This window comes from Rhodanobacter terrae, assembly GCF_042657005.1.
GTDB lineage: Bacteria > Pseudomonadota > Gammaproteobacteria > Xanthomonadales > Rhodanobacteraceae > Rhodanobacter > Rhodanobacter terrae.
Genome location: NZ_JBHSNG010000029.1, coordinates 40830 through 52039, shown reverse-complemented (window position 1 = coordinate 52039; position 11210 = coordinate 40830). Strand labels below are relative to the sequence as shown.

At 66.8% G+C, this 11210-nt stretch carries 10 protein-coding genes; 1 reads left to right on the top strand and 9 read right to left on the bottom strand.

Going from position 1 to position 11210, the window contains the following annotated elements:
* Positions 1-141: transposase (locus ACFPPB_RS18110; protein ID WP_377329679.1), on the top strand; the 141-nt coding region annotated here is incomplete at its 5' end.
* 107 nt (positions 142-248) lie between these two features.
* Here ACFPPB_RS18110 and ssb read toward each other — a convergent pair.
* From ssb to ACFPPB_RS18065, 9 genes are all read right to left on the bottom strand, one after another.
* The gene (gene ssb / locus ACFPPB_RS18105; protein ID WP_377329675.1) at positions 249-767 is read right to left on the bottom strand and encodes a single-stranded DNA-binding protein; all 519 of its coding nucleotides are present in this window, start codon (positions 765-767) and stop codon (positions 249-251) included.
* 206 nt (positions 768-973) lie between these two features.
* A complete protein-coding gene (locus ACFPPB_RS18100; RefSeq protein WP_377329673.1) occupies positions 974-1666 on the bottom strand; it encodes a response regulator in 693 nt (230 codons plus the stop codon).
* Positions 1667-1679: 13 nt separating this feature from the next.
* On the bottom strand, positions 1680-4346 hold the full coding sequence (locus tag ACFPPB_RS18095) for an ATP-binding protein (protein WP_377329671.1): 2667 nt from the start codon (positions 4344-4346) through the stop codon (positions 1680-1682).
* Positions 4347-4376: 30 nt separating this feature from the next.
* Entirely contained in the window at positions 4377-4970 is a 594-nt protein-coding gene (gene kdpC / locus ACFPPB_RS18090) for a potassium-transporting ATPase subunit KdpC (RefSeq protein ID WP_377329669.1), read from the bottom strand.
* Positions 4971-4983: 13 nt separating this feature from the next.
* Positions 4984-5796, bottom strand: coding sequence for a TorF family putative porin (locus ACFPPB_RS18085; protein ID WP_377329667.1), 813 nt, complete (start codon positions 5794-5796; stop codon positions 4984-4986).
* Between the two features lie 38 nt (positions 5797-5834).
* Positions 5835-7919 carry a potassium-transporting ATPase subunit KdpB gene (kdpB, locus tag ACFPPB_RS18080; RefSeq protein ID WP_377329665.1) on the bottom strand — a complete coding sequence of 695 codons (2085 nt, stop codon included), beginning with the start codon at positions 7917-7919 and terminating at the stop codon, positions 5835-5837.
* 3 nt (positions 7920-7922) lie between these two features.
* A complete protein-coding gene (gene kdpA, locus ACFPPB_RS18075) occupies positions 7923-9743 on the bottom strand; it encodes a potassium-transporting ATPase subunit KdpA (RefSeq protein WP_377329663.1) in 1821 nt (606 codons plus the stop codon).
* Positions 9740-9832: a K(+)-transporting ATPase subunit F gene (gene kdpF / locus ACFPPB_RS18070; RefSeq protein WP_377329661.1), complete on the bottom strand. Its 93-nt coding sequence runs from the start codon at positions 9830-9832 to the stop codon at positions 9740-9742. The genes kdpA and kdpF overlap by 4 nt, the downstream gene beginning before the upstream one ends.
* Positions 9833-10097: 265 nt before the next feature.
* Complete coding sequence (locus tag ACFPPB_RS18065) at positions 10098-11081, bottom strand: DedA family protein/thiosulfate sulfurtransferase GlpE (RefSeq protein WP_377329659.1); 984 nt, start codon at positions 11079-11081, stop codon at positions 10098-10100.
* Between the last annotated feature and the right edge of the window lie 129 nt (positions 11082-11210).

Below are 11210 nucleotides of genomic sequence, written 5' to 3'. Positions count from 1 at the left end.
CTTCCCGAGAACAAAGTCTCGCTCGGCTTCGTCGAAGGACTCAACAACAAAATCCGAGTCATCCAACGTCGCGCCTACGGACTGCGCGATGAGGAGTACCTGCGACTGAAAGTGCTCACCTGCATGCTGCCGGAGCTGTGAAATCGCGCGAATCTACCCACACGACTTCACGAAGACCCAAAAAAAGAAAGCCCCGTCGAAACGGGGCTTTCTCTGCATTTTTCTCAACACTCTGAAACAAGTGTTCGCTAGAACGGAATCTCATCGTCAGCAAAACCGCTGTCGGCCGGTGCCGGCGACGGCCGTGACGAGCCGCCACGGTCGTCGCTTCCGCGCGAGGGGTTGCCGTAGTTGCTACCACCAGCGCCCTGGCGCTGGCCACCGGCGCTGCTCTGCGGGCGCTCGCGCTGACCACCTCCACCACCGCCTTCATTGCCGCCGAGCATCTGCATCTCGCTGGCGATGATGTCGGTCGAATATTTCTCGACGCCGCTCTTGTCGGTGTACTTGTCGGTGCGCAGCGAGCCTTCGATGTAGACCTGCCGGCCCTTCTTCAGGTATTCGCCGGCGATCTCGGCCAGCCGGCCGAACATCTTGACGCGGTGCCACTCGGTGCGCTCCTGCTTCTCGCCGCTCTGCTTGTCGGTCCAGCTTTCCGACGTGGCGATGCTCAGCGAAGCGATCGCGGTGCCGCTGGTGGTGTAACGCACCTCGGGGTCGTTGCCGAGGTTGCCGACCAGAATCACTTTGTTGATGCCGCGTGCCATGGGATGTCCTCTGTTGAGCCGGCCGTACGTAAGGAGTGGTTACGGCCGGAGTGGTGAATCTGGCTGACTATCATAACCTCGCCGGCCGTCAAATCCACCTGCGCAAACCCCGTCCCGGCGTGGGCCGACTCCGACGCGGACCGTCTGCGCCGGAAGGCCGGCGCTGCAGGGGTTCCCGGCTGCCGTCAGCGGCAGCCGGGGCCGCTTCAGGCGACGATGAAGCGGTGGCCGACCCCCGGCTCGGTCTTCAGCCAGCGCGGGTTGGCCGGGTCATCGCCCAGTTTCTGGCGCAGCTTGCCGATCACGATGCGCAGATACTGGCTGTCGCCGGTATGGGTCGGCCCCCACACCTCGCGCAGCAATTGCTGCTGGGTGACCACGCGGCCGGCGTGGCGCAGCAGCATCGCCAGCACCGCGAATTCCTTGCGCGTCAGCGCCAGCGGCGCGCCGTCCAGGCTCACCTCGCGGCGAGCCAGGTCGATGCTGAGCCGGCCATCGTCGTAGCGCGGCGGCGCCTCCGGTTCGCCCGGCCGGTTGCGCAGCAGCGCGCGCAGCCGCGCCATCAGCTCCTGGATGCCGAATGGTTTGGTCATGTAGTCGTTGGCGCCGCGATCGAGCGCCCGCACCTTTTCGCTTTCGGCATCGCGCACCGACAGCATCAGCACCGGCAGCTGGCTCCACTGGCGCAGCTCGGCCAGCACCGCGTGGCCTTCCATGTCGGGCAGGCCGATATCGAGGACGATCAGATCCGGCGTACGCGTCGCCGCCAGCGCCAGACCCTCGACGGCCGTCGCCGCCAGCAGTACCTCGTAGCCCTCGGCGCGCAAGCCGATGTCGAGGAAGCGGCGGATCTGCGCCTCGTCGTCGATCACCAGGATGCGCGCAGCGGCTGAAGTCATAGGGGGTCGGGCATCACTGTTCGACATCGGGCGGCGGCGGCAACGGCAGGCTGATGCGGATGGTGGTGCCGATGCCGTCGCCGGGCAAGGCCTCCACGCTGCCGCCGTGTGCACCTATCATGCCGCGGCAGATCGCCAGCCCCAGCCCGGTGCTCTGCGATGCGCGATCGCCGCGCGACACCGAGTAGAACATGTCGAAGATACGCGCCCGCTCTTCCTCCGGAATGCCGGGGCCGCGGTCTCTCACGTCGATCAGCAGGCGCTCGCCGCTGCTGTGCACGGTAACCCGCACCGCTTCGTCCGGGGGAGAGAAGCGCGCGGCGTTCTCCAGGATATTGAACAGCGCCTGCTCGATCAGCGCGGGATGCACGTAGAGCAGCACGGTATCCGGCGGCGTCATCGTCTCCACGCGCAGCTCCGGGAACAGCTTGCGCAGGCGCGTCACCGCCGCGGCGACGATCTCGGCGCTGTCGGTCCAGTCGCGGTTGAGTTTCAGCGTGCCATGGCCGAGCCGGGTCATGTCGAGCAGGTTCTGGATGTAGCGATCCAGCCGCTGGCCCTCGCCGAGAATGGCCTGCAGCAGATCGTGACGTTCCTGCGGCGGCAGTTTCTCTTCGTAGCTGATCAGAGTGCCGGCGGCGCCGATCATCGAGGCCAGCGGCGAGCGCAGGTCGTGCGACACCGACGACAGCAGCGCGTTGCGCAGGCGTTCGGTCTCGCCCTGCACTCGCGCCCCTTCGAGCTCGTCGGAAAGTCGTGCGCGTTCCAGCGCCTGGCCGATGTCCTGCGTCATCGCCAGCGCGAGGCTGCGCCGATCGGCATCGGGTTCGCTCATCGCCGGATCGAAACGCAATGCCACGGCGCCCAGCGGGCGGCCTTCGCTGCCAAGCGGCAGCACCCAGTACGGCGCCGCATTCAAGGTGTCGGTGAAACGGCCGGCCTGCTCGCCGTGCCGGTCGCTCCAGTCCGCCGCAGCCAGATCCTGGGTCGACAGCACACGTTCCGGCGGCGCGCTGGCCACCACCCGCAGTACCTGCGCCGCGTCGCGGGCGAGGATGGCCGCCTCGCAGCGCAGCGTCTGCGCCAATGCCTTGCTGCCTGCATCGCGGATGCCATTGGCGTCAGTGCTGGCAGTCAGCTGCTGGCCCAGCGTCAGCAGTGCACGCGCCTGCACGTGCGCGCCACGCAATGATTCCACCTGGCTGGCCAGCCGCGTGGCCAGACGGCTGCAGATCAGTGCAGCCAGGAGGAACAGTGTCACCGTCAGCACGTCGTCTGGGCTGCTGATCTCCAGCGTGTAACGCGGCGGCGCAAAGAAAAAATTGTCGCCGAGAAAGCACAGCGCGGCCGTATAGACGGCCACGGCCATTCGCGTGCGCACCGCCACCACCAGCACCGCAGTGAGGAAGATCAACGACAGGTTCGCCACCGACAGATAGCGGTCGGCGATGAATGCCAGACCGAACGCGATCAAGGTAGCCACCGTGGCGTAGATGTATTCGCCGCGCGAACCTCGCGTGGACGACAGGCGCACTCGCCGGCGCGCCTTCGCGCGCTCGCTCGGCGTGGCGATGATGGTCAGCTCCATGTGCGCGCCGCGGCGCAGCAGCAACTGGGTCAGCGAGCGGCCCAGCATGCGCGCCACCACCCGTTCGCGGGTACGGCCGATGATGATCTGGCCAACGCCTTCGCGGTCCGCGTGCGCCAGCAGTTCGTCGGCGATCGCATGGCCGCGCAGGATGATCGCCTCGCCGCCGAGCCGGCGTGTCAGCCGCATCGCCGCATCCAGCCGCTCGCGCCGGACGGGATCCAGCCTGGCGCCGGTATCGACGAAAGCGACGCTCCACGGTGCGCCGCGCCGTTCGGCGATGCGCCGTGCCACGCGAACCAGGTAGTCGCTCTGCGCGTGGCCGTCGATCGCCGCCAGCACACGACGGCGCACCGGCATCGCGCCGCCACGCGCCAGCATGTGTTCGCGCAGATCGCTGTCGACGTGGCCGGCGATGGTCTCCAGCGCCAGCTCGCGCAGCGCGGCCAGGTTGGTGGGCGAGAAGAACGCGTTCAATGCCGCCGCCGCGGTCTCCGGCACGTAGACCTTGCCCTCCTTCAGCCGGCCTATCAGCTCGCGCGGCGGAAGATCGACCAGCATGATGTCGCGCGCGCGGTCGAGAAACGCATCCGGCACCGTCTCGCGCACGGTGATCCCGGTGATCCGGCGCACCTGGTCGTTGAGGCTTTCCAGATGCTGCACGTTGAGCGCGGTGTACACCTCGATGCCGGCATCGAGCAGCTCGGCGATGTCCTGCCAGCGCCGCTCATGGCGACCGCCCGGCAGATTGCGGTGCGCCAGTTCGTCGACCAGCAGCACGGCCGGCTTGCGCGCGAGCGCGGCATCGAGGTCGAATTCGGCGAAGTCGCGGTCGTGGTAACGCACTTGGCGGCGCGGCAACATTTCCATGCCATCCAGCAAGGCTGCGGTTTCGGCGCGACCGTGCGTCTCGGCCAGGCCGACCACCACGTCCACGCCTTGCCGTTTCAGCTCGCGTGCGGCGGACAGCATCGCGTAGGTCTTGCCGACACCGGGGGCGGCGCCGAGAAAGATCTTCAGCCGGCGGGTACGCTCACCCTGCCCGGTGCTCAACAAGGCATCGGCACGCGCTTCGCGGGAGGGTTCGGTCATGTGCTGGCAGGTCCGTTGAATGGCACTACGTTAGCGCGATCGGCTGCCGTGCGTCGGCGGCGCATCCAGCGCAAGGTTGAGTCGCAGCACGTTGACGCGGGGCTCTCCCAGTATGCCGAGCTGGCGTCCGCTGGTGTATTCGTTCACCAGTGCCTGCACCTGCGCGCTGCTCAGTCCGCGCGCCCTGGCCACGCGCTGCAGCTGGTACTGCGCCGCTGCCTGGCTGACCTCCGGGTCGAGTCCGCTGCCCGAGGCGGTGACCAGGTCCACCGGCACCGGCGCGGTGTTGCCCGGATCCACGGCACGCAGTGCGGCGATGCGCTGCTTCGCCGCATCGGCCAGGACCGAATGGGTCGGACCTTGGTTGGACCCGGATGATGCGGTGGCGTTGTAAGGGTTCGGCGTGGTGGCCGACGGCCGGCCCCAGAAATACTTCGGGTCGGTGAACGCCTGGCCGATGAGCGCCGAGCCTATCGGCTTGCCGTCCCTTTCGATCAGGCTGCCGTTGGCCTGGTGGGGGAACACCAGCTGGGACAGTCCGGTGGCGGCCAGCGGGTACAGCACGCCGGTGATCACGGTCAGCACCAGCAGCAGCATGAAGGATTGGCGCAACAGTTTGAACATGGGATTGCTCCGGTCAGAACGTGCCTTGCAGCATCACGAAACCGCGGGTGCCACCGACATTGCGGGTGTCGCCGGCGTTGAGGAAGCTGGACGTACGGCGGTAGAAGTCCGCGTTGGTGGCCTGGGTGACGCCGCCGCTCAGCGACCAGTGGCCATTCCACTGGTACTTCAAGGTAGCGCCGAAGTCGCTGTAGCTCGGGTTGCGCGCACCGTCGGCCAGCGGCGCCGCCGACGTGGTGGTGTAATGCGTGTGGCCCGCATGCAGGGCCAGGCTCCACGCAGCGTTCAACGGAATCGCGGCATCCAGCTGCAGGTAGTCCGTACCCTTCGAATCGCCGGTATAGCCCTGCTCGGTGTCGACGCCGAAGTAGTCGGTGAGTGCGCGGTTGTATTTCAGCGTGAACTGCTTCCAGGTCAGCGCGGCATTCATCTCCAGCGTATTCAGCGAGCGCGCGGCCAGACGGGCCCGATCCAGATTGGCGCCCGGATACACATAGCCGTAGAGACCCGCGCGCCACGACCAGCTGCTGTCGATGGACCGGCCGTAGCTCGCATACAGATCCAGCTCCATCGCGCCGCCGGGATAGCTGCGCTCACTGATGCTGGAACCCCAGAAGCCGGCCGCGAAGCCGTTCGGGTCGCTGTAGTCGGCGCCGCCTTGGATCGCCGGCCGGCCCCAGGTCTGGGTGAGGCCGCGGAACATGTAGTCGCTGGTCACCGCGACGTTGCCGGTGACCGGACTGGCCGGCGCACTGTCGGCCCGTGCCGCCGTGATGCCGGCGAGGGAGAAAAGCGCTGCCGCGGCAGCGAGGAAACGCAACTTCATCGTGAAAACTCCGGTATCGAACCCGTGACGGCGGACGTTCAGGCCAGGTGGAACACCACCAGCAGCAAGTCGATCAGCTTGATGCCGAGGAATGGCACCAGCACGCCGCCGAGCCCGTACACCAGCAGGTTGCGGCGTAGCAGCGCGCCGGCGCCGAGCGCGCGGTACTTCACGCCCTTCAGCGCCAGCGGGATCAGGAAAATGATGATCAGCGCGTTGAAGATCACCGCCGACAGGATCGCGCTCTGCGGTGTCGCCAGATGCATCACGTTGAGCGCGTTCAACGCCGGATAGGTGGTGGCGAACGCAGCCGGGATGATCGCGAAATACTTGGCGATGTCGTTCGCGATCGAGAACGTGGTCAGCGAGCCCCGGGTGATCAGCATCTGCTTGCCGATTTCCACCACCTCGATCAGCTTGGTCGGGTTGGAATCGAGGTCGACCATGTTGCCGGCTTCTTTCGCCGCCTGCGTGCCGGTGTTCATCGCCACCGCCACGTCGGCCTGTGCCAGCGCCGGTGCGTCGTTGGTGCCGTCGCCGCACATCGCCACCAGCCGGTTCTCCGACTGGATGTCGCGGATCAGCTTGAGCTTGGCTTCCGGCGTGGCTTCGGCCAGGAAATCATCGACGCCGGCCTCGGCCGCGATCGCTGCGGCGGTGAGCGGATTGTCGCCGGTGATCATGATGGTCTTGATGCCCATCTTGCGCATCTCGGCGAAACGCTCCTTGATGCCGCTCTTGACGATGTCCTTCAGCTCGATCACGCCCAGCGCGCGGTCGCCTTCGGTGACGATCAGCGGGGTGGCGCCGCGGCGCGCGACTTCCTCGGCGATGTTCCTCACCAGCGGCGGCAGCTGGCTGCCCTGCGCTTCCAGATATTTCTCCACCGCATCGAGTGCGCCCTTGCGGATGTGTCGGTCACCTGCATCGACACCACTCATCCGCGTCTGCGCGGTGAACGGCACGAAGTGCGCCGCGCTCGCCGGCACCGTCTCGCGCAGGCCAAAACGCTCGCCGGCCAACATGACGATGCTGCGCCCTTCGGGCGTCTCATCGGCCAGCGAGGCCAGTTGCGCCGCCTCGGCCAGCGTGCTTTCGGCGATGCCGGGCGCCGCGTGAAACGCCACCGCCTGGCGGTTGCCCAGGGTGATCGTGCCGGTCTTGTCCAGCAGCAGCACGTCGACGTCGCCGGCAGCCTCCACCGCACGGCCGGAAGTGGCGATCACGTTGGCACGGATCATCCGGTCCATGCCGGCGATGCCGATCGCCGACAACAGCGCGCCGATCGTGGTGGGGATCAGGCACACCAGCAGCGCGATCAGCACGGTGAGCGTGATCGGGTTGCCGGCGCCGGTCGCCTGCACGCTGTAGATCGAATACGGCAACAAGGTCGCGCAGGCCAGCAGGAAGATCAGGGTGAACTTGGCCAGCAGGATGGTCAGCGCGATCTCGTTCGGCGTCTTGCGGCGCTTGGAACCTTCCACCATCGCGATCATGCGGTCGAGAAAGCTCTCGCCCGGATTGCTGGTGATGCGCACCACCAGCCAGTCGGACAGCAGCTGGGTGCCCCCGGTGACCGCGCTGCGATCGCCGCCGGACTCGCGGATCACCGGCGCGGACTCGCCAGTGATCGCGCTCTCGTTGACGCTGGCCGCGCCCACCACCACTTCGCCGTCGCCGGGGATCTGTTCGCCGGCCTCGACCAGCACATGGTGACCGGTGCGCAGATCGCTGGACGGCACGAAGGTGATCGCAGCATCGCGCTCGGGACTGGCCAGCTTCTTGGCTACCACATCCTTGCGCGAGCTGCGCAGCGCATCGGCCTGCGCCTTGCCGCGACCCTCGGCCAGCGCCTCGGCGAAGTTGGCGAACAGCAAGGTGAACCACAGCCACAGGCTGACCCAGAAGATGAAGCCGGTCGGCGCCTCGCCGTGACCGGCGAGTGCCTGCGCCCACAGCGCCGTGGTGAGCACGCTGCAGACGAACACCACGAACATCACCGGATTGCGGAATTGCATCCGCGGGGAAAGCTTGCGGAACGAATCGGCGACGGCCTCGAGCACCAGCTCGCGGTGGAAACTCCTGCTGGAATCGGCGCTCGCCGCTTGAGTATGCGAAGTCATGGATCAGTGTCCCGGCGAAATCGAATGAACCGACATGAGTTGCTCGGCGATCGGCCCCAGCGCCAGCGCGGGCAGAAAGGTCAGCGCGCCCACCACGATCACCACGCAGGCCAGCAGCGTGACGAACAACGGCGTGTGCGTAGGCAGCGTGCCGGCGGACTCCGGCACATGGCGCTTGGCGGCCAGCGCGCCGGCCATGGCCAACATCGCCACAATCAGCGGGAAGCGCGCCAGGAACATGCAGATGCCCAGCAGCACGTTCCAGAACGGCGTGTTGGCGGACAGTCCGGCGAACGCGCTGCCGTTGTTGTTGGAAGCCGAGCTGACCGCGTACAGGATCTCGCTGAAGCCGTGCGCACCGGGGTTGGCGATGCCGGCAACCCCCGCCGGCGTCATCACCGCAATAGCCGTACCGACCACTACCAGCGCGCACGGCAGCAGCACCGCGAGGCTGGCCATCTTCATTTCATAGGCTTCGATCTTCTTGCCCAGGTATTCGGGCGTCCGGCCCACCATCAGGCCGGCGATGAACACCGCCACCACGGCGAAGGCGAGCATGCCGTACAGGCCCGAGCCGACGCCGCCGAAGATCACCTCGCCGAGCTGGATCAGCCACATCGGAATCATCCCGCCGATCGGGGTGAACGAGTCGTGCATCGCATTCACCGAGCCGTTCGAAGCGGCGGTGGTGGCGGTCGCCCACAACGTGGAGTTGACGATGCCGAAGCGGGTCTCCTTGCCTTCCATGTTGCCGCCGGCCTGCAGCACCGAGGCGTGCTGGTCGACACCGAGATGGGCAAGCAGCGGATTGCCGGCCTGCTCGGCCGCCGTGCACGCCAACAACAGCGGGATGAAGATCACCAGCATCACCGCCAGCAGCGACCAGCCTTGGCGGCGGTCGCCGACCATCTGGCCGAAGGTGTAACAAAGCCCGGCGGGAATCAGCAGGATCGCCAGCAGCTCGAGAAAATTGCTCAGCGGCGTGGGGTTCTCGAAGGGGTGCGCCGAGTTCACGTTGAAGAAGCCGCCACCGTTAGTGCCCAGCTGCTTGATCGCGATCTGCGAGGCCGCCGGCCCCATCGGCAAGGTCTGTGTGCCGACCTGCACCGGTTTCATCAACGCGTTGCCGGCGGCATCCTTTTGCTGGTTGCCCGCCGCGTCCAGTACCGGCTCGCTGACCGTGGTGGTCTGCACCACCGGCACTGTGAGGTACGGCTTGAAGTTCTGCACCACGCCTTGCGACACCAGCAGCAGCGTCAGCAACAGCGACAGCGGCAGCAGCAGATAAAGCGTGCTGCGCGTGAGGTCGACCCAGAAGTTGCCCAGCCCCTTGGCGCTGCGGCGGCTGAAGCCGCGAATCACCGCTATCAGCACCGCGATGCCGGTGGCCGCGGAAACGAAGTTCTGGACCGCCAGACCCAGCATCTGGGTCAGGTAGCTCATCGTCGATTCGCCGCCGTAGCCTTGCCAGTTGGTATTGGTGGCGAAGCTGATCGCCGTGTTCATCGACGAGTCCGCCGACACCGCGCCGAAGTGCTGCGGATTCAGCGGCAGCCACGGCTGCAGGCGCTGCAATGCGTATACCACCAGCACGCCGAGGACATTGAACAGCAGCACGGCCAGCGCGTAACGCTTCCAGCCCATGTCCTCGTCGGCGCGAATGCCGCAGACGCGATAGATGAAGCGCTCGCCGCCGGCGCCGATGCGGGTGACGCGGTTGGGCGTGTCGGAGAACACCGCGGCGATGTAGCCGCCCAGCGGCTTCACCAGCAACAGCAGCACGGCCAGGTAGAACCCCATCTGGAGATAGTCGTTGGCGGTCATTCGAACCACTCCGGCTTGAGCAAGGCCACGCACAGATAGCCGGCCAGCGCCAGCGCGATCAGCGCGGCGAACACGTAAAGGACATTCATGGGCAGAAACTCATGCAGGCATGGCGGGAAGGAAAAGGCGCGCGGCAATCACGCGCGCGGACCCAGCCGATCGCAGATCAGCGCAAAGCCCAGCGTGGCCGCGCACAGCACCAGCAGGAACAGCAGATAGACGAAATCCATCGACGTCGACTCCGGGAGAGAACGACGCGCACTGTAGGAAGTGCCGCATAAGAACGGGGTAGCGAATCGGCCGCGGCGCGTATAGAACGCGTAAAGGTTTTCGGACGCCGGGTCAGCCCGCGGATCAGGCGGTCATGTGCAGCCCGTCGTCACCGTCCGCCGCGGATTCCGACGGCAGCCGTTCGATCGCATAGCCGGCCGAATCCCACGCATCGAGCCCGCCCTGCAGCGGGCGCACGCGCTGGTAGCCGATCGCCATCAGCAGCTGCGCGGCCTTCGCCGCGGAGACCTCGTTCGGGCAGCTGCAGTAGATCACCAGTTCGCGATCCGGCGGGATGCCGACCAAGACCTGGTCGACGCTGTCCAGGTCCGCCAGCAAGGCGCCGGGGATGATGCGTGTGTCGAGCAGGCGAGCGGCCTGCGAACGCACGTCGACCACGATGGGAGTCTGTCCGGCGGCAATGGACTCGTTCAACTCGTCCACCGTGATGCGCGCCATGCGCAAGGCCAGCAGCAGGCGGCGGCGCTGCCACCACTTGGCGGCGATATAGAGAGCGAGCAAGACCAGCAGCAACTCGAACGCCAGCGTGCCGGCACTCGCCAGCGCGGCCAGCACCACGTCGATCTGCGCGGCGAAAGCGTAGCCCAGCCCCACCGCAAGGCCGGCCCACAACAGCGAGCCAAGCCCGTCCAGCAGCAGAAACGTGGGCATGCGCAAGCCCATCGCACCCACCAGCGGCGGCGCCACCGTGGACAGCCCCGGCACGAACTTGGCGACCAGCAGCACCCGTCCACGCCAGCGCTGGAAACGCAGTTCGGACTGCTTCACGCACGAATCGGGCGACAGCGAGATGCGGCAGAGCGTGCGCATCACGCCAGAACCGAAACGCCTCCCGGCCCAGTACCAGGCCAGGTCGCTGAGCAGGCACGCCAGTACCGCGGCCAGCACCACGGCAGCCACGGGCAACCTGTGGTTGGCCGCCAGCGCGCCGGCCACGATCATGGTGGGCACCGCCGGCACCGGTACGCCGGCCTGCTCCGCCAGCACGTTGAAGAACACCAGCAGCAAGCCGTATTGGGCGATCAACGCGATGATTTCATGGGCCATCGGATCGGTACTCGGTGCACGCTCGCCTACCGCGGATACGGATGATTGGGCCGGCGAATGGCTATTGCAATCGCCTCGTGCATAGCCGCCACCGCGTTTGTGACGATATACCGCGGCGCGATCTCTCGC

Excerpts from the sequence above, each read along its gene's own strand:
- ssb (WP_377329675.1), bottom strand. The coding sequence starts at position 767 with ATGGCACGCGGCATCAACAAAGTGATTCTGGTCGGCAACCTCGGCAAC.
- ACFPPB_RS18100 (WP_377329673.1), bottom strand. The coding sequence starts at position 1,666 with ATGACTTCAGCCGCTGCGCGCATCCTGGTGATCGACGACGAGGCGCAG.
- ACFPPB_RS18095 (WP_377329671.1), bottom strand. The coding sequence starts at position 4,346 with ATGACCGAACCCTCCCGCGAAGCGCGTGCCGATGCCTTGTTGAGCACC.
- kdpC (WP_377329669.1), bottom strand. The coding sequence starts at position 4,970 with ATGTTCAAACTGTTGCGCCAATCCTTCATGCTGCTGCTGGTGCTGACC.
- ACFPPB_RS18085 (WP_377329667.1), bottom strand. The coding sequence starts at position 5,796 with ATGAAGTTGCGTTTCCTCGCTGCCGCGGCAGCGCTTTTCTCCCTCGCC.
- kdpB (WP_377329665.1), bottom strand. The coding sequence starts at position 7,919 with ATGACTTCGCATACTCAAGCGGCGAGCGCCGATTCCAGCAGGAGTTTC.
- kdpA (WP_377329663.1), bottom strand. The coding sequence starts at position 9,743 with ATGACCGCCAACGACTATCTCCAGATGGGGTTCTACCTGGCCGTGCTG.
- kdpF (WP_377329661.1), bottom strand. The coding sequence starts at position 9,832 with ATGAATGTCCTTTACGTGTTCGCCGCGCTGATCGCGCTGGCGCTGGCC.
- ACFPPB_RS18065 (WP_377329659.1), bottom strand. The coding sequence starts at position 11,081 with ATGGCCCATGAAATCATCGCGTTGATCGCCCAATACGGCTTGCTGCTG.